Genomic DNA, 25,080 nt, shown 5'->3' with positions numbered 1-25,080 from the left:
AGCTTACGGCTTGGCCGGGTCACGCGACACCAACTTGTCTACCAGCTCGGTGGAACCGAAAATGGCGGGCTGGGAGGGCTTCTCGTCGGCGGACTTCTCGGTGAGCTTCTTATACAGTGTGAGGGCTTGGGCTACTACCTGGTCCATGTTGTAGTACTTATAGGTAGCTAGGCGGCCCACGAAATGCACGTTGGGTGTCTGGTCGGCCAGCTTCTTGTACTGGTTATAGAGCTCGGCGTTTTCGAGGCGCGGCACGGGGTAATAGGGGTCGCCCTCGGCCTTAGGGTACTCGTACACGATGGCCGTTTTGGGGTGCTGCTGGCCGGTGAGGGCCTTGAACTCGGTGATGCGCGTGTACAGGTTGTCGTTGGGGTAGTTGACGACCGGCGCAGCCAGGTAGTTCTCGGTATTCAGCGTTTCGTGCTTGAATTCGAGCGAGCGGTAAGGCAGCTTGCCGTACTTGAAATCAAAGAACTCGTCCACCGGACCCGTGAAAATCATCTCCTTGAAAGGAATGAAGTCGATGATGTCGTGGTAATCGGTGTTAAGCATCACCTTAATGTTGGGGTGGTCCAGCAGGCGCTCGAACATGCGGGTATAGCCGTGCAGCGGCATGGCCTGGTAGGTATCGGTGAAGTAGCGGTCGTCGCGGTTGGTGCGGGTAGGCACGCGGCTGGTCACCGACTTGTCAAGCTCCGAGGGGTCCATGCCCCACTGCTTGCGGGTGTAATTGCGGAAGAATTTCTCGTACAGCTCGCGGCCCACCTTGCTCACCACCACGTCTTCCGACGTTTTGATAACCGGCACCTTCTCCGCCACCGACGCAAAAAACTCCTCTACTTCGAAGCTGTTGAGCTTAAGGCCGTAGAGCTTGTTGATGGTATCGAGGTTGATAGGCATCGGCACCATCTGGCCATCTACCGAAGCCAGCACGCGATGCTCGTAGGGGCGCCAGTCGGTGAAATCAGACAGGTACTCGAATACGTCCTTGGAGTTGGTGTGGAAGATGTGCGGGCCGTACTTATGCACCAGGATACCGTCCTCGTTGTAGTGGTCGTAGGCGTTGCCAGCAATATGGTTGCGCTTGTCAACAACCAGCACTTTTTTGTTGGAGCGTGTGGCCAGCCGCTCAGCCAGTACGCTACCGGCAAACCCGGCCCCTACTATCAGATAATCAAACATATACTGGTATTTGGAAGTGTGTTTTTGGGGCCTGGATTTTGGAACCCGAAGCCTAGGTTTGGAAGGTCGAAACCGGGACTTTAAGCCCGGCCCTATGAACAAACTAATCTGGGTTTTGATGCTACTTATTAGCAAATTCAGCCAAAAAATTTGGCTGACCTGCCTAAGCTCAACACTACTTCACGTTGATCCGCGCTTGCATCAAATCAACCATCTGCTGCCAGGTCTGGTCCCAGCTGATGGTGGCTAGGTAGTCATCGGTGCGCTGTTGCCAGTCGGCGTCATGGGTTTGGGTAAGGGCCGTGCTAATGGCTCGGCCGAACTCGTCGGCAGTGGCGGCAATCTGCACCAGGTTCAGCTCGCCGTAGGGCCGCACCACATCGCGGATGGGCGTGCTGACGACGGGCCGGCCGGCAGCCAAGTACTCGGGCGTTTTGGTGGGCGAAATGAACTTGGTGCTTTCGTTGTCGGCGAACAGCAGCGTGGCCACGTCCCAACCGGCCAGGTAAGTAGGTAGTTCCTGGTAATCTTTGCCGCCGAGGTAATGAATGTTGGCGCTCTTGGGCAGCGTAGCGGGGTCGATTTTGACCACTGGCCCGATAATGACAAACTGCCACTCGGGATGAGCCTCGGCCAGCTGGCCCAGCAATTCAATATCAAGCCGCTCATCAACCACGCCGAAGAAGCCGACGCGCGGGTGCGCGATACCAGCCTGGTCGGCGGGCTCGGGCAGTGGCAGGCGGGCCTGACCGAAATGGTTTTTGTCGATGCTGCTCGGGAAGGGGTGGGCGTCGGCGTGCTGCTGGCGCTTGGCCTCGTAGAGCGTGTGGCCGCCGGTGAACACGAGGTCGGACTTCCGGAATAGCTCCTGTTCACGCGTGCGCAGCTCGGGCGGCGCAAACTTGAAGTTGGCCAGCTCGTCCATGCAGTCGTACACCGTGAGGGCCGGCGCAAAACCGCCCGATTTGCCCAAAGCCATTGGGGTGTAGTACCAGAATAGATAGTTGGTCAGGTTCTGCTCCTGAAAAAACGCGTGCAGCAGCGTATTCTGCGCTTCGTCGGCCGCTGGGGCATCGTGGCGCAAGCGGGCGGGCAGGTGGGCCACTACCACTTGCAGGCCGTGGGGCCGCTCCTTCAACTCCAGATGAGGCTGCACTTGGTCGTTATCATGGTAGAAAGCATCCTCCACGTAAAATACGCGGCCGTGCTGGGCGAAGCGCGACATCAGGTGCTGAGGGCGCTGCCACACAAAATCCCAGTGCAGGTGGGCAAAACAGACAACGTCGGGCAGCGAGTAAGGGGCAGTTTGGGCAGCGTTGTCGGCTGGGGCAGAGCGCACGGGCACTTCCGCCGGCAGGGCAGATGACATAAAGAACGGGATAAATGATGGGGGAAGCCAGGCAACCACACAGGCCTTTCCGCTGCGCTTCCCTCGCCTATACGCCCGTCTTTTCAAAAAGATATTGTCGAGCTACTACTATTTTAGCTAGCCATCTGGGCTAAGTAAATTGGCTTGCTGTCGAGCTAAACTTTTCCGCACCGCCGCCGGTTATGCGGCTATTTGCTGCGCCTGGGCCGCAGTAGTTTACAGTAGGCACTGTAGCTCCACGGCGTCCTGCCAGCCGTCGGCGGTGCGCAGCCACTCGCGCCGCACGCCCACCCGCCCAAAACCCGCCGCCGCAAACAGCTGCAGACTAGCCTCGTTATCGGCCCCAATCGTGCAAAAAAGCTGATGCAGGCGCAGCACCTGCCGGGCGTAGGGTTGCAGCAGCTCCAGCGCGGCCCGGGCGTAGCCGTGCCGTCGGTGGCCGGCCAGCACCGTAATGCCCACGCCCGCCCGCTGGTGCAAAGGCTCGAAGCCGAATAAATCCAGCGTGCCCACCGCCGCTCCGCTGGCCGAATCTTCGAGTACCAGCCGCAGCTGGCGCACCTCAAAAAAATCGGCCGCCGCGCTATCCAGGTACTGCCGCAGCACGTGCCGCGACACGGGCGCCAGCGTATCCGACACGCCCCACACGGCCGGGTCGTTTTCCAGCTGATACAGGAAACCAAGGTCGTCGGCTTCCAGCGGGCGCAGGCGGATGAGGTCGGATTGGAGCATAAGGCAGTGCTTAGTTGGTAGTGCGTTGGGCTTGGCCGCTTATAAACGAGACCGGCGCACTCTCCGCCAGCTGCACGACCACCGCCTCTCCCGCCACTACCGATGCGGCCGGCAGGCGCACTCGTAGCAGCGTGGCAGGCAGCTGCACTTCGGCCTCGTAGTAGCTGCCCAGGAAACGCACGGCCCGCACGGTGCCGGCCGCGCCGGGGCTGCCGGCGGGGGCCAGGCGCAGGTTTTCGGGGCGCACGAGCAGCACCGGGCCGGGCAGGCGGCGGCGCGGGGCGGCCAGCAGGGCGCGCAGGTCGGGGCCTTCGAGGCGGTTGTAGTCGCCGAACAGGGCGGCGGCGTACTCGCTTACCGGCTGGCGGTACACCTGCTCGGGAGGGCCCTGCTGCACCAGTTGGCCGCGGTGCAACACCAGAATTTCATCGGCCCAGGGCAGCGTGTCGGTGGGGTCGTGCGAAACGAGCAGGCAGGTAATGCCCAACTCCTCCCCCACTTCGCGGATGACGGTCTGGAGCTGTTGCTTGTGGGTGCGGTCGAGGTTGGAAAAGGGCTCGTCGAGTAGCAGCAGGCGCGGGGCCGAGAGCAGCAGCCGCGCCAGCGCCACCCGCTGCTGCTCGCCGCCCGAAAGCTGGTCGGTGCGCCGGGCCATGAGCGGGCTGATGCGGCAGACCTCGTACACGGCCTGCGCCTCGGTGGCGGGCCGCTTGCTGGCGTAGCGCAGCACCTGCTCGACCCGCAGCGACTTAGGCAAATCGGACTTCTGCGACAGATATACGATGCCCGGATGCCCCGGCACCAGCACCTCCTGGGGGCCGCGCACCCGGCGGCCGGCAAAATGCACCTCCCCCGCCGTGGGCTGCACCAGCCCGGCAATTACCTGCAGCAACGTGCTCTTCCCCGCCCCCGACTCGCCCGCCAGCGCCAGCTTACGGCCGGCCGGCTGTTCGAAGCTGATGCCGCTTAGTACTGCCTGGCCATGCTCTCCCAGGCTGATGTTGTGGACAGTAAGGAAGTCAGGTTCGGGCATGGTCAATAGAACAATCTGTACCGCGTAAATCTGTTTCGCGGTACCAGCGCCTACACCTCCCCTTCGAATACGAAGGTAGCGGGGCCGCTGAGGTAAACGTTGGTGAACGAGCCGTCGGGGTGCGCCTCGAACGCTACCTGCAGCTCGCCGCCGGGCGTGCGCAGACGCACGGGGCTGGCCGCGCCGTGCCGGGAAGCGGCCAGCGCCACGGCCGTGACTCCCGTGCCGCAGCTCAGCGTTTCGTCCTCTACGCCGCGTTCGTAGGTGCGCACCGGCCAGGGCTGGTCGGGCGTGGCGGGCACCTCCACGAAGTTCACGTTGGTGCCTTTTTCGCGGAACAGCTCGCCGTCGCGCAGGATCCGGCCCTCGGTTACCACATCCAGCCCAGACAAGCTGCCGGCCGGCTGGAAACAGACGAGGTGGGGCGAGCCGGTGTCGAGGAACACGCCGTAATCGTCGATTTCCTGCTGGCCGCGCACGTCCTGCATGCGCAGGTGCACGGTCCCATCGACCGCCACGCGGGCTTCGTGGGGGCCGTCGATGGCCAGGAAGCGGGTGTCGGTTTCGATGACGCCCAATTGCTGGGCAAAGGCCACTGTGCAGCGGCCGCCGTTGCCGCACATCGAGCCCAGATGGCCATCGGCATTGAAATACACCATCTCGAAATCGTAGTCCGGGTGCTGGCGCAACAGAATCAGCCCGTCGGCCCCGATGCCGCGGCGCCGGTCGCAGAGGTGGCGCACCAGCTGGTGGTCGGCGGCATCGAACTGGTTGGCACGGTCATCGACCATTACGAAGTCGTTGCCGGTACCTTGGTATTTGCAGAAGTGCAGCGTGGTGCTCATGGGGCAAAGGTAGAGAACCGTGAATAATGGCGAACGTCATTCTGAGCGAAGCGGAGCGTAGTCGAAGAATGACGTTCTCTCACTGTTCACTATCTCCGGTTCCATACCTTTACGCCCAGCATGTATACATTTCTTACCACGAGCCCCTGGGCCGATTACGAGCTGCTCGACGCGGGCAACTTCGAGAAGCTGGAGCGTTTCGGCCAGCACATTCTGGCCCGCCCCGAGCCCCAGGCCATCTGGGACCCGCACCTGCCGGCTTCGGAGTGGCAGCGCGCCAACGCCATTTTCACCCGCGAAAAAGGCAGTCAGGAGCGCGGCCAATGGAAAATAAAGCCCGGCACGCCCGAGCAGTGGCATATTAATTACGAGCGGCCCGATGGGCTGAAGCTGCGTTTCCGGCTGGGCATGTCGTCGTTCAAGCACGTGGGGCTGTTTCCGGAGCAGGACCCCAACTGGCAGTTCATCTACAACGAAACGCGGCGGCGCAAGGTGGCCCAGCCGCGGGTGCTCAACCTGTTTGCCTACACCGGGGCCGCCACGCTGGCCGCCCGCGCCGCCGGCGCCGACGTAACCCACCTCGACTCGGTGAAGCAGGTCAACTTCTGGGCCCGCGACAACATGGAAGCCTCGGGCATTGACGGCGTGCGCTGGCTGGTAGAAGACGCCATGAAGTACGTGAAGCGCGAAGTGAAGCGCGGCAGCAAATACCAGGGCCTCATCCTCGACCCGCCCGCCTACGGCCGCGGCCCCAACGGCGAAAAGTGGCAGCTCGAAGACGAGCTCAACGAAATGCTCAAGCTCTGCCAGCAGCTGCTCGACCCCGAAGACCATTTCTTCCTCGTCAACCTCTATTCGCTTGGTTTCTCGGCCCTGATTCTCGACAACCTGGTGAGCGAAATCTTCCCCACCATGCGCGACAAGCGGGAAATCGGGGAAATCTACCTCCACGACGCCGGCGCCCGCAAGCTGCCCCTGGGCACCTTCTGCCGGTTCGCCACGTAGCAGGTTTTTGGCTGATTAGGAACGTCATGCTGAGCGAAGCCGAAGCATCTCGCGTGCAGTGGTAACCCACTCAGTAGGAATTACTTTGGCATGCGAGATGCTTCGACTTCGCTCAGCATGACGTTCTTATTGGACCGCCAAAAACTATAAATCACCAACCAAGATCCAACCATGCAGCACCGCCGCCTTGCCCTGATTGACCTGGGTACCAACACATTTCACCTTCTGATTGTGGAGATGCCCGAAGCTGGCCATTCGCAGCCGCACACGCTGTTGCGGACCAAAGTAGGCGTACGGCTGGGCGAGGGCGGCATCAGCGCGGGCCGCATTGCCGAGCCGGCCTACGAGCGGGCTTTGCACGCGCTACTCGGCTTCCGCGAGGAAATTGAGCTGCACCAGGTGACCGATGTGCGGGCTACGGCCACCAGCGCTATGCGCGTAACCGAAAACGGCCCTGAGCTGGTCAAAGATATTTTTGAGCAGACCGGGATTCAGGTCGAGGTGATTGGCGGCGACCGGGAGGCGGAGCTGATTTGCGCCGGCGTGCGCCAGGCCGTGCCGCTGGGGTCCGAGTGCCACCTCATTATGGACATCGGTGGTGGCTCGGTGGAGTTCATTCTGGCCGACGACACCACTATTTTCTGGAAACGCAGCTTCGAAATCGGGGCCCAGCGCCTGCTCGACAAGTTTTTTCCGGAGCCCAGCGGCATCATGCCCGCCGAAGCTATGGTGGCCGAGCAGCAGTACCTGGCCGAAGTGCTGGCCCCGCTAACAGCCGCCCTGGCCGAGTTTCCGCCCACGAGCCTGATTGGCGCCTCGGGCAGTTTCGACAGTCTGGCCGACATGCAGCTGGGCCAGCTGCGCACCGAAGCCGAGCTGCCACCGAGCACCGAATTGGCCCTTAGCAGCTTCCGCCACAGCTACACCCAGCTGCTCAGCCTCAACCACGAGCAGCGCCAGGCCCTGCCCGGCATCCTGCCCATGCGCGCCGACATGCTGGTGGTAGCCGCCATTCTGATTGACTATGTGCTGCAGCTGACCGGCCTGACCCGCATCCGCACCTCGGCTTATGCTTTGAAGGAAGGTCTGCTGGCTGAAATGCTGTAGCAGCCCCGGACGTCCCAGGGCTGAAGCCCTGGGCTACGGAGCGAACCGGTATCTCCACTCTTTCTCTCCACCTTCCGCCTACCCGCACCGCTCCGTAGTCCAGGGCTTCAGCCCTGGGAACTGTGGGCCACTTCCCCTCCCGCCCATGACTACCACGCTTCCTTACGCCCAACTCTTCGCCTTTGCCGAAGCCGTATTCCGCAGCATGGGCTGTCCCGAAGAAGATGCTTTGCTGGCTACCGAAACACTGCTTTCAGCGGATTTGCGGGGGGTAGATTCGCACGGCGTGGCCCGGCTGATTGGCTACGTGCGCCTCTGGGAAGCCGGCCGTATCAACACCACGCCCCGGGTGGGCGTCACCTACGAAACGCCCAGCACGGCCGTGGTGGATGGCGACGGCGGCCTGGGGCTGGTAGTGGGGCCGCGGGCCATGCGCGTAGCCATGGAAAAGGCCCGGCAGGTGGGCACCGGCTGGGTTTCGGTGAAGAACTCCAACCACTTCGGCATCGCCGGCTACCACGCCATGCTTCCGCTGGCCCACGACATGATTGGCGTGGCCATGACCAATGCCTCGCCCCTGGTAGCGCCTACCCACTCGCTGGAGCGCCTGCTGGGCACCAACCCGATTGCCGTAGCCGTGCCCGCCGCCGAGCAGCCCGATTTCGTGCTCGACATGGCCACCACCACCGCCGCCAACGGCAAGCTCGAAATTGCCCAGCGCAAGCAGCAGCCCATTCCCGAAGGCTGGGCCCAGGACGCGGCCGGCAACGGCTCGACTGACCCCAACGCCGTGAAAAACGGCGGGGCCCTGCTGCCGCTGGGCGGGGCCACCGGCTCACACAAGGGCTACGGGCTGGGCGCGGTGGTCGATATTTTCTCGGCCGTACTCAGCGGAGCTAATTATGGGCCCTGGGTGCCGCCGTTCGTGGCTTTTCTGCAGCCGGCGGCCAACCCCGTAGGCCAGGGCCTGGGCCACTTTTTCGGGGCCATGCGGGTCGATGCCTTCCGGCCCGCCGCCGAGTTCAAGGCCGACATGGACAACTGGATTGCCACCTTCCGGGCCGCCCGCGCCACGGAGGGCCAGCGCGTGCTCATCCCCGGCGACCCGGAGCGCGAAACCGCCGCCATACGCCTGCTGGACGGCATTCCGCTGCTGGAACCGGTGCTGCGCGACCTGGAAAGCCTGGGCCAGAAGTTTGGGGTACAGCTGTAGTGGCTGGCGGATGTAGAGACGCAAGATGTTGCGTCTCTACATCGTTCTGGCAAGGCAACAGCCGTTTTTTCCGTAGCTTCTGGGCTGATTCTTGTTCCACCGGCTTCCATGAAACGCTTTCTTCCCCTGTTGCTGCTGCCGTTGCTGGGGGCGGCTCCCGTTGCTCCCTCCGCGCCGCCGGCCGCCCCGGTTCGCCACCTCACACTGCGCATCGATGGCAAGAATGTGCCCGCCGATACGCTTAGCTCGCGCTTTTTCCTTAGCGAAGACCGGGCCCTGCGCCTCAACATCGTGCGCGCCGACGACCCCGACGGGCAGGGGCTCAATATCATCATCGACCGGTTTCCCATCAAAGTCGATACCTACAAGTTTCAGGAAATCCTGAGCGGCCGCAACCGCGACGCCTCCTACCGCTACAACGCCATATCGGCCTACTCCAAATCGTGCTCCGACAATCCCGGTCAGGTGGTGATTACCGGCGTGAATGCCGAGCGTCATTGGATACGCGGCACCTACCGCTGCCAGGTGTGCGAAGTCGGCCGTGGCGCCCGCCGCTTCACCTTGGAGGGCGAATTTGAGTTTCCGGTGGAGAAAGAATAGCCCGGAAGACTACATGATAAGCTGATGAATAAAAGAACATCATGCTGAGCGAAGTCGAAGCATCTCTACTGCTGATGTTGCAATAGTAAACCCAATCGTCAGGAGTTACTTTTACAACGAAGCGGGCGAGATGCTTCGCTTCGCTCTGCATGACGTTCTTTTATTCCCAAATCCCACTATTACCTCCCAATGCCCTCTTCTACTTTCCTCCGACTAACCGCCGCGGCCCTGCTGCTGGGCGCGACGACGGCCACTCAGGCGCAAACAACGGCTCCAACGACCCCTAACCGCTTCCTCACCGACAGCCTCGACAGCTACGTGCGGCGCGGCATGCGGCTCTGGAACATTCCGGGGCTGGCCGTGGTGGTGGTGAAGGACGGGCAGATGGTGGTGCAGAAGGGCTATGGCGTGCGCGAAGTGGGCAAGCCGGCCCTCGTGGATGAGCAGACGCTGTTCATGATTGCCTCCAACACCAAGCTGTTTACCGGCACGGCGCTGGCCAAGCTCGATGGCGAAAAGAAAATCAGCCTCGACGACCGCGTCACCAAGTATCTGCCCGATTTCCGGCTCTACGATTCTACCAGCACCCGCCTCGTCACGGTGCGCGACCTGCTGAGCCACCACCTCGGTTTCAAAACGTTTCAGGGCGACTTCAGCTTCTTCAAATCCAACCTGGAGCGCGCCGACATTGTGCGCCGGATGCGGCTGATGCAGCCCACCCGCGAGTTCCGCAAGGACTACGGCTACTGCAACTCGGGCTTCGTGGCGGCCGGCGAGGTGATTCCGGCCGTTACCGGCGGCACGAGCTGGGAGGATTACGTGCGCCAGAACCTGCTGCAGCCGCTGGGCATGAAAAGCACCTTCGTTTCGTCGCTCGAATTCGCCAAGCAGCCCAACATTGCCACGGCTTATTCCAACACCTTCGGGCCGCTGGCTAAGGTGCAGTTTGATAACTGGGACAACATGGGCCCCTGCGCCAGCATGGCCTCCAACGTAACGGACCTGACCCATTGGCTGCGTTTCCAACTCGATAGCGGCCGCTACGAGGGCCGGCAGGTGCTGCCCTGGGCGGCACTACGCAAAACGCGCGATGCCAACACCATCATCAGCAGCCGCAAGTCGCCGCTGTTTCCTACCCATTTCGTGACGTATGCGCTGGGCGTGGAATCGGCTGATTACAACGGCCGGCAGGTGTACTGGCACACGGGCGGCGCGTCGGGGCAGGTAAGCAACGTGTGCTTCGTGCCCGAGGCGGGCCTGGGCCTGGCCGTACTCACCAACAACGACAACCAGAGCTTCTTCGAGGCGCTGCGCTACCAGATTCTCGACGCCTACCTGGGCGTGCCCTACATCGATAGGAGCGCCCAGCTGCTGGCCCGCCGCCGCGCCGGCGAGCTAGCAGCCGGCCCCGACCCCACGCTGGCCCTGGCCGCCCGCGTGGCCAAAAAAGCCAAGGCCCCGCTGCCCCTCAAAGCCTACGTGGGCGAGTTCGACAACCCGCTGTTCGGCCGCATCCAGGTAACCCAGAAAGGCAAGCAGCTCCTCGTGACGCTGCCCACCCACCCCGGCCTCACCGCCACGCTCGACTACATGGACGGCCAAGAGTTCCGCGCCACTTACTCCGACCTCGTGTTCGGCGTGCTGCCGGCCAAGTTCGAAGTGGAAAACGGTAAGGTCAAGTCTCTTGAAATGCGCGCTAACGACTACGTGGAACAGGACCCGTACGTATTCGTGAAGCATTAATCAGCAGCCCGACCGATGTCTCGGCGTTGAACGACCTTGTCACATACGGTGTCAGATGTTCAGCGATGAGACGCAAATATGCGTCTCTACAGCAACCCACAAAAGAGAGAGCCAACGAACTGAATCGTTGGCTCTCTTTTTTGTGTGTAATCAGCAGGGCTACCCTTTCAGGCTTTCCATGTCAATCACGAAGCGGTACTTTACGTCGGACTTCATCATGCGCTCGTATGCCTCGTTGATGTAGTCGATGTTGATGACTTCCACGTCGCTCATCACGTTGTGCTCGGCACAGAAATCCAGCATATCCTGGGTTTCCTGGATGCCGCCGATGAGCGAGCCGGCAATGCGGCGGCGCTTAGCAATCAGGTTGAAAGCGTGCAGCTGAGCGGCTTCCGGCGGTACGCCGAGCAGCACCATCGTGCCATCGAGGCGCAGGCTGGCCACGTAGGGCATCAGATCGATGGGAGCCGATACAGTGTTGATAATCAGGTCGAAGTAGTTATTAATGCCTTCCATCGCGCCCTTCTCCTTGGTCACCACAAACTTGTGGGCGCCGAGGGCTTTAGCATCGGCTTCCTTGCCGGGCGAGGTGCTGAGCACGGTGACTTCGCAGCCCATGGCGGCGGCGAATTTAACGGCCATGTGGCCGAGGCCGCCCAGGCCGATAACCGCTACCCGGTCGCCGGCTTTGGCATTCCACTGGCGCAACGGCGACCAAGTGGTGATGCCGGCGCACAGCAGCGGGGCCACGCGCGACAAATCAAGCTTATCGGACACGCGGAGCACGAATTTCTCGGTTACCACGATGTTGTTTGAGTAGCCGCCCTGGGTTACCGAGCCGTCTTTGTCGGTGGCGCTGTAGGTGCCCACGAAACCGTTGTCGCAGTACTGCTCCAGGCCTTCGTTGCATTCGGCGCAGTGCTGGCACGAGTCGACCATGCAGCCAACGCCGGCCAAATCGCCCACTTTAAAGTTCTTTACATGGGCACCGACTTCCGTTACGCGGCCCACAATTTCGTGCCCGGGCACCATCGGGAACATCGAACTACCCCACTCGTTGCGGGCCTGGTGAATATCGGAGTGGCAGACGCCGCAGAAAAGAATGTCCATGCGCACATCGTGGGGGCCCACGTCGCGGCGCTCGAAACTGAAGGGGGCAAGGGGTTCGTTGGCGGCGGGAGCCGCATAGCCTTTGGCTGAAATCATAACAAGAGAAATAAGCGTCGGAACAGAGGGATCCGAGCGTGGAGAGTAAAACCGCAGTCGGCTCTAAATTGTTGCGCGGCGGCCGTTTTGTACGGCAGCAGGTCAAAAATTCGCCGACCTCGGCGTACCTTCCCCAACCAAATACTTCTTTCCTCTTTTTGCCTATCCCATGGCCGCTGTCCAGCCCGTTTCCACCATCTCCACCACCCACTCCGGCCCCAGGCACAACTCGCTAGGCCTGCGCATCTGGCACTGGGCTAATTCGGGCTTGGTGCTGTTTCAGTTGATGACGATACTGTTTCTGTTCGTAATCGTGAAGGTAAAAACGCTGGCTCCCGAGTTCAGCCAGGTACTGGCCGAAAAGGGTGTGAACCTGCCGGCCCAGGAGTTGCGCGGGCTCACCCGCATTGTGGCCCACCGCATCTGGGACTGGCACATCTGGGCCGGCATCACCATTGCCTGCCTGCTGGCGTTCCGGGTGCTGGTGAGCTTCCGGCAGCGCGGCGGTCAGCGCACGGCGGCTAAACTAGCGGCTATAAAGGCCCGCGAGGCGCGGGGCGAAGCCGGCGCCACGAAGGCCCGCTGGGTGCGCTACAGCTATCGGGCGTTCTACGTTATCCTGGCCATTATGGTGTCTACGGGCCTCATTCTGGTGTTCGAGGACTACTTCCCCAGCATCGAGCACCTGATGAAAGAAATCCACGAGTACACGATGTACGCCGTTATTGCCTTCGTAGTGGCGCACATTGTGGGCGTCTTCCGGGCTGAGGTAACCGAGGAGCCCGGCGTAGTGTCGGCCATGATTAATGGCGGCGAACCGGCGGAAATTTCTTAGTAGCTGTTAGCTAAAAAACGTCATCCTGAGCAAAGCAAAGGACCTTAGCACGCCGAAACGACCATTATCAGGAGTCGTTTCGGCGTGCTAAGGTCCTTTGCTTTGCTCAGGACGAAGGCTGATTCTTCTCCAGCTGCTCCTGCGCCTCGTCGTGGGCGGAAATTGGTTCTACTACCGGGCCGGTGGCGGCCGGCGCCAGCCAGCCCTTCTGCAGCATTTGTTCCACCTGCGCCTTCAGCCGCTCCAGCGACTGGCGGGAGAAGCGCACCTGCAACCGGCGACCGAAGAGCTTGAAGCCCAGCCAGTAGAAGGGGTTACGGATGCGGCCGGTTTGCGACACAGCGTGGATGTGGCACCACACGCGGCCGGTTGCCAGGTTTTTGTGCACAATGAACTCAATCTGCCCCCGCTCGAAATGGCCCTCGAGGGTGCGGTAGTTGTAGCCCCACACCTGCTCCTGGCCTCCACCGCCGGGCAGCGTCCGGGTTTCATCAGTTACGCCCCCGATGCGCACGCCGAACCAGAACGAGAAGCCCAGAAAGCCGGCCCGCAGTACCATCACGCGTTGCGCCAACGGCTGATCGGGCAGGAAGATGCCGGTGATAAGGCCGGGTGGCGGAAACGAGTAGCGGCGCAGCACCTCGCAGGCCGCGGCCCAGGAGCCTTGCGCCACGGGCGGGCCAGGCGCTTCGGGTGGCAACTCGGTTTCGTAATTGTCTACGCGCCAGCCGGTGGCGGCAGTATAGTCGGCCATCAGGTCGGGGTCGAAGTTGTAACCGGCCTGCGTGAACGCGTCGAGGCGGGCTTGCTGGCGGGCAGTGAGGGCAGGACGGTCAGGCATTGGTAACGGGGGTTTCATCCTGTTTAATGGTTTCTACCTGCACCGGGACTAGCTGCAAGCCGCCGCAGTAGTCGGCTACCCGCTGGCAGAAGGTTTCCCAGGTTTGCTGTTGCACCCGCCGGCCCAGGCCCAGCGTGTCGTAGGTAAAGGCCACCAGCCCGTCGCGCGAGCGGGCCCAGGAGTGAATTTCGAAGCGCATGGTAGCGGGCAGCGTAGCGTGAGGCCGCAACGAAAATCGGATGCGGCCGGCTTCGGGGTGGCTTTCGAGCGTGGCCAGCTCGAAGAAATCTGCGCCTACTTCGGTTACACGCACGTCGCCGTTCCAGGGGCCCAGAATTTTGATGTTATACTCGTCGCCCACTGCCAGGCAGTCATGTGCCCCCTTCGACTTCTCAAAGTCAGCCAGCAGGTCGGGCGAGAAATCAGGGAGGTGGCACTCGATATAGCGGAGCAGTTCTTCGGCCGGCTGGCGCGGGTGCTGCACATCTACCCAGTAGCGCCGCTCGAAAAGCGGGCCACTGCCGGTGTGGGCGGGTTGTTCGGGCTTAGGCATGGCAATCAATGGAAAGGTTTTCTGCATGAACGGCCCCGGCCGTAGCGGGTTCCTGGAAAAAGCCGCCTGCTCTCAGGCAGGCCCGCCCGAAACGGACGGGGGCGTATTCTGGGGCAACCCCGCGCCCGCGCAGGCAGTACAACCGATTCACCCCGCACCTCCTTTTCATGGCCTACTTCCGCCCCCCCGGCCCCGCCCCCGACCCGCAGCTGGTACGCGAGTTTACCCAACTGCAGGACCAACTGCGCAATCAGGTGCGCTTGGCGCCACCCGCCGGCGAGCTGCGCTACATTGCCGGCTGCGACTCCTCATTCCCGACCCCCGATACGGTGCTGTCGGTGTTTGTGGTGCTGGAGCTGCCTTCATTGGGGTTCATCGAGAAAGTGTACCACGTTGGGCCCGTACCGCTACCCTACATTCCGGGGCTGCTTTCGTTCCGCGAAGCGCCCAACCTGCTGCGGGCCTACGCCAAGCTGCGCCGCCAGCCCGATATTATCATGGTTGATGGCCACGGCATTGCCCACCCGCGCCGCATGGGCATTGCAGCCCACTTGGGGGTTGAACTGGATGTACCTACATTCGGAGTAGCCAAGCAGCGCCTCACGGGCCTCTACGAGGAGCCCGCCCTCACCAAGGGCAGCATTACGCCGCTCACCGATAAAAGCGGCGAGCTGCTGGGCCAGGTCATCCGCAGCAAAGACAAGGTGAAGCCGCTGTTCGTGAGCCCCGGCCACCTGTGCGACCAGGCTACCGCCACTCGCCTCACGCTGGCCTGCCTGCGCGGCTACAAACTACCCGAACCCACCCGCCTCGCCGACCACTGGGCCGAGGAGTTCAAAAAGGAGTTGTGAACAGTGAACAGTGAACAGTGAACAGTGAACAGTGAACAGTGATGGTACGTCATTCTGAGCGTGGCGAAGAATCTGTGCCGCTTCGTTTAGACAAAAATTCAACGAAGCGGGAGATTCTTCGCCACGCTCAGAACCACGTTTTATGGCTGCTTGCGGAATGCACTGGCCTCACTCAGCGGCAGCTACCAGTTCCGCCAACGATTCTCCCGCTCCCGGCGGCAGCCCCAGCAGCGCAGCCACGGTGCCATATACAAGTTGGGGCGAGCCGGCTTCGGCCAGAATACCGCGCTGCTGGCTGGTTTGGGTTGATTTAGAGAGTTTTTGGCCGGCCACATCCAGTAGCAGGCCGTGGTGCAGAAACTGGGTTTGGGCGAAACCAGCATGGTCCGGAAGCAAGCCGGCCAGCCACAGCTGAGCCGCCGTGCTGGCCCGCAAGTCCTGGCCCCGCACAATGAAGTTCACGCCCAGTCGCTGGTCATCCACCACCGATGCCACCTGGTACGCCGCGGCGCCATCCTTTTTGCGCACCACAAAATCGCCCAGTGCCCGAGCCAGCGCCACGGTTTGCGGACCCTGCGCTAAATCGGGCCACGTTACTGTAGTGGCGGGCGGCACGCGGGCCCGCCAGGCAATGGTGGGCGCATCGAAAGGCAGCTCCAATGTCTGGCAGGTGCCGGGGTAGTGGCCGTTGGGCGCGGCGGCGCGGGCCAGCGCGGTGCGCGAGCAGCCGCAGGCGTAGAAAAGCGCCGGGTGGGCAGCGCGGGCAGTCTGCAACACGGCCTCGTACTCGGCCAGGCGGGGCTGCTGCGAATAATGGCGCTCGAAATCGTCGGGGCCACTGGGGCCGTGGTCGTAATCGAGGCCCAGCCAGGTTAGGGTTTGAAAGATGTTGGCCAGATAAACAGGCCGGAACCGGGCGCGGTCCAAGTCGTCGATGCGCAGGTGCAGCGTGCCGCCGGCCCGGCGTGTAAGTAGCCAGGTAAGCGTGAAGTTGACCGCGTTGCCCAGATGCAGAAACCCGCTGGGCGTGGGCGCGAGCCGCGAAACAACAGGAGCAGACGGAAACTGGCGCATAGGGCAGGAAAGCTGACGATGGCAAAGTACGCATAGCGGCTGCAAGCGGGCTTACGTTAGCACACCTTCTCGTTAAGGAAACTATTTTTGCCATAATCGATGTATGTACATATATTTGCATCATCAACTCTTCTAGCTCCTGTTTCTTATGAAAACCGTTCTGCACCCGGCCGACTCGCGAGGCCACGCCAACCACGGCTGGCTCGACTCCCACCACAGCTTTAGCTTCGGCGGCTACCACAATCCCGAGCGCATGCACTTCGGCGTACTCCGGGTGCTCAACGACGACATTGTGGCCGGCGGTCGGGGCTTCGGAGCTCACCCCCACGACAACATGGAAATCATCAGCATTCCGCTCGGCGGCACGTTGGAGCACGGCGACAACGCTGGCAACCACGGCCTCATCCGGCCCGGCGATGTGCAGGTGATGAGCGCGGGCACGGGCATTGCGCACAGCGAAAAAAACCACAGCAGCACGGAGGAAGTACGGTTTCTGCAAATCTGGCTTTTCCCCGATCAGCGCAACGTGGCCCCCCGCTACGACCAGCAGCACTTCGCGGCCGAGGGCCGGCACAACCAGTTTCAGCAGGTACTCTCGCCCTCGCCCGACGATGCCGGCGTGTGGGTGCACCAGCAGGCCTGGTTTCACCGCGCCGACCTGGACGCCGGCCACGCGGCCGACTACCAGCTGAAAAAAGAGGGCAACGGCCTGTATGTATTTGTGCTGGAAGGAAAAGCCACCGTGGCCGGCCAGGCCCTGCAGCGCCGCGACGGGTTTGGCCTGTGGGAAACCAAGTCGGTAGCCATCAAGGCTGATACTGACACCCAGCTGCTGCTGATGGAAATACCGATGCGCTAAGGTTCGGCTGGCGCTGATTGGCTGTAGCGCTGTTGGTTTACAGCAACTGGCCAGTCAGCGCCTCCATCGGGCAGAATGCCCCAACCGGAAAAATCAGCGCCCCCGGGAGCAGCCATCGCAAAGCACCAATTTATGAGCAGAACTGCCACTACCACCTTCCCCGTGCTCGACGTTATCCGGCAGCGCTGGAGCCCCCGGGCTTTTGCCGACCAGCCGGTGCCCGAGCAGGCGCTGCAGCAACTCTTCGAAGCCGCCGCCTGGGCCCCCAGCGCCATGAACGAGCAGCCCTGGCGCTACCTCTACGCCCACCGGGCCGATGAGGCAGCCTTCCGGCAGCTGTTCGACTGCCTGCTGCCCGGCAACCAACCCTGGGCCCGCCACGCGCCGGTATTGGTGCTGGCGCTGGCCAAAACCACTTTTTCCAACGACACGCCCAACGCGGCCGCCCTCCACGACTTGGGCATGGCCAACAGCCATCTGATTCTGGAGGCTACGGCCCTGGGTCTGCACGGCCACTTTATGGGCGGCTTCGATGCCGACAAAGCCCGGGAGGCATTCGGGCTACCTGCCAACCTGCAGCCCGTAGTGATAATGGCCCTGGGCTACCTGGGCCGGGCGGAGCAATTAGACGAGCCTTTCCTGAGCCGCGAGCAGGCCCCGCGCCAGCGCCGCTCGGTTGCTGCTTTCGCCTTTCCTGGCCAATTGCCCAGCTAACTCACCAGCCAGCAGCCAGTACTTTCGCAGTTAATTACTATTTCTTGTTCCGCATTTACAAGCCCCGCCAATCTGGTGGGGCTTTTGTTTTTCATTTAAACGCTTATCTGGAATAATATAAAACTATGACAGCTAGCTATTTATTCAATCCATTAGCGAATCCGGCGAAATCTGCCGTTTTTTGTCGGTATATTCTGGTGAGTGGCTTTTACGATGAAAGTACAGATTTTAGCGTTGGCGCTGAGCGCCCTGACGGCGGGTCCGATTTTGGCCCAGTTACTACCCTACCAGCTACCGCCCCGCCCCCTGGTGGCGCTGGCCGATGCGCCACCCATTCCCCGGGTCAGCTTCTCGCCCAACGCCGAATGGCTGTTGCAGCTCGATATGCAGGAGCGCCCCACGGTGCTAGACCAGAGCCAGTCCGAGCTGCGCTTGGCCGGGCTGCGCATCAACACGGCCGTTAACAGCCGTAGCCGCGCAGCCCATGTGCGGGCGTTACGGCTGCGGCAGTTGCCCAAAGGCCTGGAGCTGCTGGTGCAGGGCCTGCCGGCTAACGCCCGCATCAACAACCTGCAATGGTCGCCCGATAACACGAAGATAGCCTTCACCCATAGTACCCGTGACCATCTGGAGCTGTGGGTCGTCGATGTCGCCTCGGCCTCGGCACGGCTGATACCCAACATCTTCCTGAACGGGGCGCTGGGCATGCCCTACGAGTGGATTTCCGACAGCAAAACGCTGATTGTAAGAGCCGTAGTGGGCGGCCGGGGCGCCGCACCGGTAGCAGCGCCGGCCGAGGTCCGCCGCCGCTACGAGTACCCCGTTGGAACCCCGCTCGACGAGCAGATACTCGGCTACTACGCCCTGAGCCAGGTGGTGCGGGTAGGCCTTGATGGGCGCATGGCCCCACTGGGCCAGCCAGGCCTGATTGGCCAGGCCTCGCCCTCGCCCGATGGCCGCTTTGTGCTGGTGCGCACCTACCACCGCCCCTACCCCAACACGCTGCCGCTCGACCGTTTCCCGCAGCGGGTGCAGGTACTGGCCGTGGATGGGCTGCTGGATAAGCAGCTGGCCGAGTTGCCTGCCGTCGACTCGCTGCCTGCCGGTCCGGATGCCGTACCGACCGGACCACGCGAGTTTAGCTGGCGCGAGGATGCCCCCAATACCCTATTTTGGGTGGAAGCCCGCGATGGCGGCAACCCGGCCCAGGTGGCCCCGGTGCGCGACCAGCTTCTAACGCTGGCCGCCCCTTTCGAGGAGCCGGGCCGCCAGCTGGTGGCCCTGCCGGTGCGCTTTAAGCGTATGTACTGGAGCAGCGAGCAGCTGACGCTGGTCGAAGGAATGCGCCTGACCGACCGCCGACAGTTCATCTGGCCGCTGGATGTGGCCACCAAAACCCTGCAGGCACCGCTGCTCACATATTCGGCCCGGGATGCCTACGCCCACCCGGGCACCCTGGTACTGCGGCCCAACGCCCAGGGCCGGCGGGTGTTGCTCACCGACCGCAGCGGCACGGGCGTGTACCTTTTCGGAGCAGGGGCATCGGGCGAGGGCGACCGGCCCTTCGTAGATGAGTTGAACGTGCGCACCCGCGCCAGCCTGCGCTGGTGGCGTTCCGAAGCGCCATACTATGAGTTGCCCGTAGCCATTGTCGATCCGGCGAAGCGCATCTTTATCACGCGGCGCGAATCCGACCAGCAGTCGCCCAACTACTACCTGCGCACCGGCCCGAAGCTGGTCGCCATCACCCAGTTCGCCGACCCCTACGCGGGCCTGGGCAGCTTGCCCCGCCCGCAGCCAATACGTTATCAGCGGCCCGACGGCCGCCCGCTTACGGCTACGCTTTACCTGCCGGCCGGCTACCAGACCAGCGACGGCCCGCTGCCTACTATTATGGAGGTTAGTCCGGCCGTGTTCCATGACAGCACCGCCACTGGCCAGGTGCGCGGCTCCCGGCACTCGTTTGCCCGCTACGGCTGGGGCTCGCCCCTGTACTGGACGGCCCAGGGCTACGCCGTGCTGCAGGACGTAGCCCTGCCAACATTTCCTGCCAACAACGCAGTAACCCCGGCTGCCTACACCCAGCAGCTGACCCAGGCCACGGGCGCGGCGCTGGCAGAAGGTCGCCGCCTGGGTCTTATTGATACATCCCGGCTGGTGGTGGTGGGCCAGGGTCCGGGGGCCTTGCTGGCCACCAGCCTGCTGGCGGACTCGCGCTTGTTCAAGGCCGGCATCGTGCTGACCGGCCTGCACAACCAGCCATTGCCCATGCGGCTGCCTGGCGAGGAGCAGCCACTGGCCCTGCCCGGGCCTGTACTGGGCTACGCCGATGTGCTGGTGCCCCCCTTCAGCCTGCCCGATACGCTGCGCCGGCCACTGCTGGTGTTGCCCGCCGGTTTCGAAGGTGTGCCAGCCAGCCTGGCAACCCGCACCGAGCAGCTTTACAGCGAGTTACAGCGCCTGGGCGGCAAGGGCGTGAGCTACGCCACGCTGCCCGGCGAGACCCACGGCTACACGGCCCGCGAATCGTTGATGCAGCTGCTGGCCCAAATGAATACCTGGTTCGATACCTACATCAAGCCCACCGCAGCTTCGCAACCGACAACCACCCTACCCACTACCTCCAAGTAAAACTGAGTTGCGCCCGGTGCAACCTCACGGCCGTAGCGGGTAGTATAGGGGCGTATGCACCTATTTGTTTATTCTGATTTCTCGGCCGCTGCCCGCGCCGAGCTTACCCGGCAGCTACCGGCCGGCCTCGACGTTGAGTTTGCCACCGACCGGCACAGCGCCCAACCACCGGCGGCGCTGCAAACGGCCGGGCTGCTGCTGGGCAACCCACCCGCCTCCTGGCTCACGCCGCTGCCACCCCAGCTCCGGTTCTGGCAGATAGATTCGGCCGGCATTCATCAGTACCAAGAGCTACGGCCAGATTTTCTGGTGGCCAACATGGGCGACCTATTTGCCTGGCCCTGCGCCGAAACGATGGTAGCCGGGCTGCTGGCGCTACTGCGCGGAGTGCCTCAGCTGGCCGTGTGGCAAACCCGGCGGCATTGGGAAGGGGGCGCGTTCCGGCAGCGGCTGGGGGTGCTACGGGGCCGGCGGGTGCTGGTGCTAGGCCGCGGCAGCATCGGGCTGGCGGTGGCCCAGCAGCTTGTCGGCTTTGGGTGCGCGGTGCAGTTTGTGGCCCGCACCGACCCGCAGGCCCAGTTGCATACCCACGCCGAAGTACTGGCCACCCTGCCCGCCACCGATATTGTGGTAAACTGCCTGCCGGGCAGCGCCACCGGCTACGTATCGGCCGAGTTGCTGGCCGCCCTGCCCCCGCACGCCCTGTACGCCAGCGTGGGCCGGGGCTCGACTACCGACGAGCCGGCTCTGCTGGCTGCCCTGCAGGCCGGCCGCCTGGCCGGGGCCGTGCTCGACGTAACGGCCCAGGAGCCGCTGCCGTCTGACAACCCGCTCTGGGGTCTGCCGCAGGTGCTGCTCACCCAGCACACCGGCGGTGGCTACCCCGAAGAAGAAGCCGACCGTATGAAGGTATTTCTGCGCAACCTGGGCCACTGGCAGCGGGGCGAGCCGCTGGAAAATGCAGTAACACTGGGTCGCGGCTATTAGCCGCGGGCCGGGGGGCGCACAACCCCGGAGCGGGCGGCAGAGTAGGAAGAACAGATCTTTTCATCCGTTATCCAGCTGCTGCCCATGGAAACCATCCGTACGTTCACCGCCGACTCCGAACCCGACCTTTGGGCGCAGGTAGCCACCGATATGGCTAGCCAACCCGACCTGTTCGACTACCGCGTCGACCTCTGCCAGCCCCCTTACCGGGTGCGGCTAGAGCTGGATATTGATTTGGGCGGCGGCTTCGAGGGCGGCTATGAGCTGACTACCCTCCGGGCTGTAGTACCCGGCCAGCCGGCCCTGCGCTTCGCCCTGCACGAGCAGGACTGGGTGCACGAAATCGGTAAGCTGCTGGGCCTGGAAGACGTGGAGTTGGGCTACGCCGAGCTGGACCAGGCGTTCATCATCACCACCAACGACGCCAACACCCTGCGCCGCCTGCTCGCCGACTCAGCTGTGCATCAGACACTGCTGCACCACCCCTCGGCCCGTTTCACGCTGGCTCCCGACTCGGCTGCGCCCGACGCGCCGCTGCTGCTCACGTTTAGCCTGGAGCGGGCCGTGGTTGAGCCGGAGCAGTTGCGGGAGCTGTACAAGTTACTGCTCCGCATGCTGCAACAGCTGGCCCCGCAAACCTCCGCCTGATTTGCTGGCTGGCAGTTCAGTAGCGGGCAACCTAGTCGCGCCTTCGCACTTCGGCTGCTAAAAGGCTCTTTGAATCAGCCGAAGAGGCGCGCTGGAAGGATGTAGAGACGCCTAGTTGCGTCTTACCGGCTGCTCATCGGGCCTGTTTTGTTCAACGACGAGACGCAACTAGACGTCTCTACCTTCTGCAACCAACCAACTCAGACGGCTTTCAATGCCTGACTGGCGGCTTTGCAGCCGATGCCGGTACTCAGAGCACCAGTTGGCGGTAGAGCTGCTCCAGTGTGGCGGCCGGGTCGTGGCAGAGGCCGGGGTGCACGGGCGAGGTTTGCACAACGGTGCTACGGGTGGCCGTGAGCCAGCGGAAGCGCGAGGCCACGGCAAACTGCCCGATGGGCCCGCCCTCACGCCGACCCGCGCAAATGCGCTCGAAGGCTCGCAGCCGGGCCCGCAGGTCGTCGAAATCCAGCTGGTGCGCGGGGCCCGCAAAGGCCTGCAGGCGTGCTTCGGGCAGCTGGCAGCGGGTTTCCAGGAAGCCCTGGGAGGCGCAGTACAGAATCACGCCCACGTTCAGGAATTCTTCGCGCTCTACGCGGGGCACCACCCGCAGCACGGCATACTCAAACAAGTGCATGGCGGGCGGCTTCAGCTTCGGCAACGAAGGTGGCGGAATCGGCAAGGCGGGCCGTGAGGAACTGCACGTACCGGGCCCGCTGCTCGGCAGCCGGCACATCGGGTTCCTGCAGCCAGTCGTCGGGCACCAGGGCCACAATGGCCTCGATAACGGCGGGCGTGAGGCGGGCGCGGCCTTCGGCGTCGGCCCAGGGCAGCTCGGTGGCCTGGGGCAGCAGCACGTGGTCTTTCACCTGCGGAAACGGCCGCGGCCTGGGCGCCGCCCAACCGGCTCCGGCGTGGTGCACGTACAGGGCCGCGCCGTGGTCGATGAGCCACAGTTCGCGGTGCCACATGAGCAGGTTGGTGTTGCGGGCCGTGCGGTCGACGTTCAGCGTCAGGCAGTCCAGCCACACAATAAGCGAGGCCAGTTGGGGCTCGATGTCGAGCAGCAGCGGGTCGAAGGTGCCGGCGCCGGCCAGAAAGTGTAGGCCCAGGTTCAGGCCGGTGCTGAAGCGCAGCAAATCCTGGATTTCCTCGTCGGGCTCGGTGCGGCCGAAGGCTTCGTTGAGGTTGACGAACACCAGCTCGGGCATGCGCAAACCCAATTGCCGGGCCAGCTCGCCCACCACCAGCTCGGCAATGAGCGCCTTCAGCCCCTGCCCCGCCCCCCGGAACTTGAGCACGTACAGAAAGTTGTCGTCGGCCTCTACCAGCGCGGGCAGCGAGCCACCTTCGCGCAGTGGCACCACGTAACGCGTCACCTCCACGGTGCGCAAAGCAAGCTCAGGCATAATTTACGTTTAGGATTGCAGGAGCGTCAGGCAGCGCGCAGCGAAGAATAACGTATGCTGACGTTGTTACAGTAACTGACGTTACGCCGTTGCCTGTAGCGCGAACTTTGTAGTTCGCGTCCGGGCGCCGTTCAACTGGCTTCATCGGCGCCCGGACGCGAACTACAAAGTTCGCGCTACAGCAGATAGTAAGCTAACATCAGCCCGCGAGATTCTTCGCTGCGCGCTGCCTGACGCTCGGTTTTACTCGGCCGCTTTCACCAGCTGCCGGTACAGCGTCTGGCCTTTTACTTCGGCCCGCAGCCAGTAGCTGCCAGCGGCCCAGCCGGTCGTAGAGAGCAGCAGGCTGCCATCGGGGCCGCGCCGGAAAGTGGCGGGCACGGTGCGGCCCGCAGCATCGGAAACGCGCACCCGGCTGGTTTCCAGCGGGCCCAGCGTCGAGCGGATGCTGACCTGGTTGCGGGCTGGGTTGGGAGCCAGCAGCAGCCCGGCCGAGTTGCGCAGCGTGGCCGGAGCCGTGGCCGTAAGCAGTCCGCCGAGCTGGTAGCGGCGCAGAAACTGCCAGACTACTTTGCTGGCATCAATGTCGCGGTTGGTGACGCCGATGTTGACCGGCGCGCCGGGCCAGGTGTGGCCGCCCCCAATGATGCGGTAGTGTTCGACCACGCTGCCGTTGCGTCCGCCACTGAAGACCTGCCGCTCGGCCGTGCTGCCGTCGGTGGTATTGGTGTTGGGCACCTGGGTGATGACGGGCGTGGGGCTGCAGCCGTTGCGCTGCGCCCAGGCGGCCATCAGCTCCGGAATGGGCACGAAGGTGCCGTTGCCCTCGTAGGGCACGGTGCCGTCGGCAGTGCCGTGGATCTCCAGCACCGGCACCGCCCGCACGGGGGCGCAGTCGGCCAGGTGGCTGGTTATCATGCTGCCGGTTACCGAGGCAATGGCGGCAATGCGGCTGTTGAGCCGGCAGGCCAGCTCGTAGCTCATGAAACCGCCGTTGCTCATGCCGGTGCTGTACAGCCGCTGCGGATTAACGCGGTACTGAGCGCTGATGGAGTCGATGAGGGCGCCGAGGAAGCCCACATCGTCGGGGCCGCCGGCGGCATAGGGCAGAAACGTGTTCCAGAACCGCTGGCCGGTGGGGGCCAGCGTGCCGTTGGGGTGCACGATGAGGAAATTGGCCGTGTCGGCAATGGCGCGGAAGTCGCCGTACTGCTCCTGCTCGGCGGCGTTGGAGCCGAAGCCGTGCAGGTTGAGCAGCAGCGGCACAGGCCGGGTGCCGTCGTAGGCCTTGGGCACGTAGAGGCGGTAGTCGCGCACTGCGCCTTCGAAGCGGATGGAGCCGGTGATGGTTCGTTGGGCTTGGGCCCGGGGCGCGAGGGCCAGCAACAGGCCCGTCAGCAGGAGTAGTGGACGCATCATAAGGAAAGAAGGAAAAAGGGACGGTACCGCCGCCATGCGGGGGGCGGCCAACACGGCGGTTCTATACTAGACGCGAAAACTCGTGCTATGTTTGGCCGTTGGTACGAGTTGCGCCTTTCAAGAACGACGTAGGGGCGGCACTTGCCCCTGCCCGCCGCTCCAGCGGTAATCGTCCGACGGTGGTCGTTCAACGGCGGGCGGCGACAAGCCCCTACGTCATTCTCCTG

General features: G+C 63.2%; 24 protein-coding genes. 12 read left to right on the top strand and 12 right to left on the bottom strand.

Annotated features, from left to right (window positions below; all coding sequences use genetic code 11):
* Positions 1-3: 3 nt before the first annotated feature.
* From glf to dapF, 5 genes are all read right to left on the bottom strand, one after another.
* On the bottom strand, positions 4-1,182 hold the full coding sequence (gene glf, locus BLW21_RS14725) for a UDP-galactopyranose mutase (RefSeq protein ID WP_092741371.1): 1,179 nt from the start codon (positions 1,180-1,182) through the stop codon (positions 4-6).
* A gap of 175 nt (positions 1,183-1,357) precedes the next feature.
* Entirely contained in the window at positions 1,358-2,551 is a 1,194-nt protein-coding gene (locus BLW21_RS14720) for a glycosyltransferase family 1 protein (protein ID WP_139255227.1), read from the bottom strand.
* A 216-nt stretch (positions 2,552-2,767) separates the two neighbouring features.
* The gene (locus BLW21_RS14715; RefSeq protein ID WP_092741369.1) at positions 2,768-3,283 is read right to left on the bottom strand and encodes a GNAT family N-acetyltransferase; all 516 of its coding nucleotides are present in this window, start codon (positions 3,281-3,283) and stop codon (positions 2,768-2,770) included.
* 10 nt (positions 3,284-3,293) lie between these two features.
* Positions 3,294-4,316, bottom strand: a complete 1,023-nt coding sequence (locus BLW21_RS14710) for an ABC transporter ATP-binding protein (RefSeq protein ID WP_092741367.1) — start codon at positions 4,314-4,316, stop codon at positions 3,294-3,296.
* 50 nt (positions 4,317-4,366) lie between these two features.
* The gene (dapF, locus tag BLW21_RS14705; RefSeq protein WP_092741365.1) at positions 4,367-5,161 is read right to left on the bottom strand and encodes a diaminopimelate epimerase; all 795 of its coding nucleotides are present in this window, start codon (positions 5,159-5,161) and stop codon (positions 4,367-4,369) included.
* A 120-nt stretch (positions 5,162-5,281) separates the two neighbouring features.
* On the opposite strand from dapF, the gene BLW21_RS14700 reads away from it, so the two are divergent.
* The 5 genes from BLW21_RS14700 (at position 5,282) to BLW21_RS14680 (ending at position 10,829) form a co-directional block, all read left to right on the top strand.
* Positions 5,282-6,166: a class I SAM-dependent methyltransferase gene (locus BLW21_RS14700; protein ID WP_092741363.1), complete on the top strand. Its 885-nt coding sequence runs from the start codon at positions 5,282-5,284 to the stop codon at positions 6,164-6,166.
* Between the two features lie 171 nt (positions 6,167-6,337).
* Entirely contained in the window at positions 6,338-7,273 is a 936-nt protein-coding gene (locus BLW21_RS14695; RefSeq protein WP_092741360.1) for a Ppx/GppA phosphatase family protein, read from the top strand.
* Between the two features lie 145 nt (positions 7,274-7,418).
* Positions 7,419-8,486, top strand: a complete 1,068-nt coding sequence (locus BLW21_RS14690; RefSeq protein WP_092741358.1) for an Ldh family oxidoreductase — start codon at positions 7,419-7,421, stop codon at positions 8,484-8,486.
* Positions 8,487-8,594: 108 nt separating this feature from the next.
* The gene (locus BLW21_RS14685) at positions 8,595-9,086 is read left to right on the top strand and encodes a hypothetical protein (RefSeq protein WP_092741356.1); all 492 of its coding nucleotides are present in this window, start codon (positions 8,595-8,597) and stop codon (positions 9,084-9,086) included.
* Between the two features lie 189 nt (positions 9,087-9,275).
* Complete coding sequence (locus tag BLW21_RS14680) at positions 9,276-10,829, top strand: serine hydrolase (protein ID WP_092741354.1); 1,554 nt, start codon at positions 9,276-9,278, stop codon at positions 10,827-10,829.
* A gap of 159 nt (positions 10,830-10,988) precedes the next feature.
* Here the strand turns inward: BLW21_RS14680 and BLW21_RS14675 are convergent, their stop codons facing one another.
* Positions 10,989-12,035: an NAD(P)-dependent alcohol dehydrogenase gene (locus BLW21_RS14675; RefSeq protein WP_092741352.1), complete on the bottom strand. Its 1,047-nt coding sequence runs from the start codon at positions 12,033-12,035 to the stop codon at positions 10,989-10,991.
* A gap of 169 nt (positions 12,036-12,204) precedes the next feature.
* On the opposite strand from BLW21_RS14675, the gene BLW21_RS14670 reads away from it, so the two are divergent.
* Positions 12,205-12,870 carry a cytochrome b/b6 domain-containing protein gene (locus tag BLW21_RS14670; protein WP_092741350.1) on the top strand — a complete coding sequence of 222 codons (666 nt, stop codon included), beginning with the start codon at positions 12,205-12,207 and terminating at the stop codon, positions 12,868-12,870.
* Between the two features lie 106 nt (positions 12,871-12,976).
* Here the strand turns inward: BLW21_RS14670 and BLW21_RS14665 are convergent, their stop codons facing one another.
* Both BLW21_RS14665 and BLW21_RS14660 read right to left on the bottom strand, forming a co-directional pair.
* On the bottom strand, positions 12,977-13,711 hold the full coding sequence (locus BLW21_RS14665; RefSeq protein ID WP_092741348.1) for a DUF1990 domain-containing protein: 735 nt from the start codon (positions 13,709-13,711) through the stop codon (positions 12,977-12,979).
* Positions 13,704-14,264: a DUF1990 domain-containing protein gene (locus tag BLW21_RS14660; protein ID WP_245711906.1), complete on the bottom strand. Its 561-nt coding sequence runs from the start codon at positions 14,262-14,264 to the stop codon at positions 13,704-13,706. Before BLW21_RS14660 ends, BLW21_RS14665 begins: the two co-directional genes overlap by 8 nt.
* A gap of 167 nt (positions 14,265-14,431) precedes the next feature.
* Between BLW21_RS14660 and nfi the strand changes: the two genes are divergently transcribed.
* Positions 14,432-15,115: a deoxyribonuclease V gene (gene nfi, locus BLW21_RS14655; protein WP_092741346.1), complete on the top strand. Its 684-nt coding sequence runs from the start codon at positions 14,432-14,434 to the stop codon at positions 15,113-15,115.
* Between the two features lie 168 nt (positions 15,116-15,283).
* On the opposite strand, the gene BLW21_RS14650 is transcribed toward nfi, so the two are convergent.
* Entirely contained in the window at positions 15,284-16,189 is a 906-nt protein-coding gene (locus tag BLW21_RS14650; protein ID WP_092741344.1) for a glutamate--tRNA ligase family protein, read from the bottom strand.
* A gap of 148 nt (positions 16,190-16,337) precedes the next feature.
* Here BLW21_RS14650 and BLW21_RS14645 point away from each other — a divergent pair, with 148 nt between their 5' ends.
* The 5 genes from BLW21_RS14645 to BLW21_RS14625 all read left to right on the top strand — a co-directional run bounded on the left by BLW21_RS14645 (position 16,338) and on the right by BLW21_RS14625 (position 22,028).
* Entirely contained in the window at positions 16,338-17,048 is a 711-nt protein-coding gene (locus BLW21_RS14645) for a pirin family protein (RefSeq protein ID WP_092741342.1), read from the top strand.
* A gap of 132 nt (positions 17,049-17,180) precedes the next feature.
* Positions 17,181-17,762, top strand: coding sequence for a nitroreductase family protein (locus BLW21_RS14640; protein ID WP_092741340.1), 582 nt, complete (start codon positions 17,181-17,183; stop codon positions 17,760-17,762).
* A 213-nt stretch (positions 17,763-17,975) separates the two neighbouring features.
* Complete coding sequence (locus tag BLW21_RS14635; RefSeq protein WP_092741338.1) at positions 17,976-20,393, top strand: alpha/beta hydrolase family protein; 2,418 nt, start codon at positions 17,976-17,978, stop codon at positions 20,391-20,393.
* A gap of 54 nt (positions 20,394-20,447) precedes the next feature.
* Complete coding sequence (locus BLW21_RS14630; RefSeq protein WP_092741336.1) at positions 20,448-21,380, top strand: D-2-hydroxyacid dehydrogenase; 933 nt, start codon at positions 20,448-20,450, stop codon at positions 21,378-21,380.
* 84 nt (positions 21,381-21,464) lie between these two features.
* Positions 21,465-22,028 carry a hypothetical protein gene (locus BLW21_RS14625; RefSeq protein ID WP_092741334.1) on the top strand — a complete coding sequence of 188 codons (564 nt, stop codon included), beginning with the start codon at positions 21,465-21,467 and terminating at the stop codon, positions 22,026-22,028.
* A 250-nt stretch (positions 22,029-22,278) separates the two neighbouring features.
* Here BLW21_RS14625 and BLW21_RS14620 read toward each other — a convergent pair whose 3' ends face one another.
* The 3 genes from BLW21_RS14620 to BLW21_RS14610 form a co-directional block, all read right to left on the bottom strand.
* Positions 22,279-22,662 (bottom strand): DUF3037 domain-containing protein, encoded by a 384-nt coding sequence (locus tag BLW21_RS14620; RefSeq protein WP_092741332.1) that lies wholly within the window; start codon positions 22,660-22,662, stop codon positions 22,279-22,281.
* On the bottom strand, positions 22,649-23,434 hold the full coding sequence (locus BLW21_RS14615; protein WP_092741330.1) for a HipA family kinase: 786 nt from the start codon (positions 23,432-23,434) through the stop codon (positions 22,649-22,651). The genes BLW21_RS14620 and BLW21_RS14615 overlap by 14 nt, the downstream gene beginning before the upstream one ends.
* Positions 23,435-23,677: 243 nt before the next feature.
* Positions 23,678-24,850 (bottom strand): extracellular catalytic domain type 1 short-chain-length polyhydroxyalkanoate depolymerase, encoded by a 1,173-nt coding sequence (locus BLW21_RS14610; RefSeq protein ID WP_175470984.1) that lies wholly within the window; start codon positions 24,848-24,850, stop codon positions 23,678-23,680.
* Positions 24,851-25,080 lie beyond the last annotated feature (230 nt).

The sequence above is a fragment of the Hymenobacter psychrophilus genome, assembly GCF_900107135.1.
GTDB classification, from domain to species: domain Bacteria; phylum Bacteroidota; class Bacteroidia; order Cytophagales; family Hymenobacteraceae; genus Hymenobacter; species Hymenobacter psychrophilus.
Note: the sequence above shows the minus strand (reverse complement) of the source record. Positions and strands in the feature narration are given on the sequence as shown.

Coding starts and splice junctions, on each gene's coding strand:
- BLW21_RS14665 (WP_092741348.1), bottom strand. CDS start 13,711: ATGCCTGACCGTCCTGCCCTCACTGCCCGCCAGCAAGCCCGCCTCGAC.
- BLW21_RS14680 (WP_092741354.1), top strand. CDS start 9,276: ATGCCCTCTTCTACTTTCCTCCGACTAACCGCCGCGGCCCTGCTGCTG.
- BLW21_RS14650 (WP_092741344.1), bottom strand. CDS start 16,189: ATGCGCCAGTTTCCGTCTGCTCCTGTTGTTTCGCGGCTCGCGCCCACG.
- BLW21_RS14685 (WP_092741356.1), top strand. CDS start 8,595: ATGAAACGCTTTCTTCCCCTGTTGCTGCTGCCGTTGCTGGGGGCGGCT.
- BLW21_RS14635 (WP_092741338.1), top strand. CDS start 17,976: ATGAAAGTACAGATTTTAGCGTTGGCGCTGAGCGCCCTGACGGCGGGT.
- BLW21_RS14640 (WP_092741340.1), top strand. CDS start 17,181: ATGAGCAGAACTGCCACTACCACCTTCCCCGTGCTCGACGTTATCCGG.
- BLW21_RS14615 (WP_092741330.1), bottom strand. CDS start 23,434: ATGCCTGAGCTTGCTTTGCGCACCGTGGAGGTGACGCGTTACGTGGTG.
- BLW21_RS14690 (WP_092741358.1), top strand. CDS start 7,419: ATGACTACCACGCTTCCTTACGCCCAACTCTTCGCCTTTGCCGAAGCC.
- BLW21_RS14720 (WP_139255227.1), bottom strand. CDS start 2,551: ATGTCATCTGCCCTGCCGGCGGAAGTGCCCGTGCGCTCTGCCCCAGCC.
- BLW21_RS14715 (WP_092741369.1), bottom strand. CDS start 3,283: ATGCTCCAATCCGACCTCATCCGCCTGCGCCCGCTGGAAGCCGACGAC.
- BLW21_RS14710 (WP_092741367.1), bottom strand. CDS start 4,316: ATGCCCGAACCTGACTTCCTTACTGTCCACAACATCAGCCTGGGAGAG.
- BLW21_RS14700 (WP_092741363.1), top strand. CDS start 5,282: ATGTATACATTTCTTACCACGAGCCCCTGGGCCGATTACGAGCTGCTC.
- BLW21_RS14620 (WP_092741332.1), bottom strand. CDS start 22,662: ATGCACTTGTTTGAGTATGCCGTGCTGCGGGTGGTGCCCCGCGTAGAG.
- BLW21_RS14695 (WP_092741360.1), top strand. CDS start 6,338: ATGCAGCACCGCCGCCTTGCCCTGATTGACCTGGGTACCAACACATTT.
- dapF (WP_092741365.1), bottom strand. CDS start 5,161: ATGAGCACCACGCTGCACTTCTGCAAATACCAAGGTACCGGCAACGAC.
- BLW21_RS14670 (WP_092741350.1), top strand. CDS start 12,205: ATGGCCGCTGTCCAGCCCGTTTCCACCATCTCCACCACCCACTCCGGC.
- nfi (WP_092741346.1), top strand. CDS start 14,432: ATGGCCTACTTCCGCCCCCCCGGCCCCGCCCCCGACCCGCAGCTGGTA.
- BLW21_RS14675 (WP_092741352.1), bottom strand. CDS start 12,035: ATGATTTCAGCCAAAGGCTATGCGGCTCCCGCCGCCAACGAACCCCTT.
- BLW21_RS14625 (WP_092741334.1), top strand. CDS start 21,465: ATGGAAACCATCCGTACGTTCACCGCCGACTCCGAACCCGACCTTTGG.
- glf (WP_092741371.1), bottom strand. CDS start 1,182: ATGTTTGATTATCTGATAGTAGGGGCCGGGTTTGCCGGTAGCGTACTG.
- BLW21_RS14645 (WP_092741342.1), top strand. CDS start 16,338: ATGAAAACCGTTCTGCACCCGGCCGACTCGCGAGGCCACGCCAACCAC.
- BLW21_RS14660 (WP_245711906.1), bottom strand. CDS start 14,264: ATGCCTAAGCCCGAACAACCCGCCCACACCGGCAGTGGCCCGCTTTTC.
- BLW21_RS14610 (WP_175470984.1), bottom strand. CDS start 24,850: ATGCGTCCACTACTCCTGCTGACGGGCCTGTTGCTGGCCCTCGCGCCC.
- BLW21_RS14630 (WP_092741336.1), top strand. CDS start 20,448: ATGCACCTATTTGTTTATTCTGATTTCTCGGCCGCTGCCCGCGCCGAG.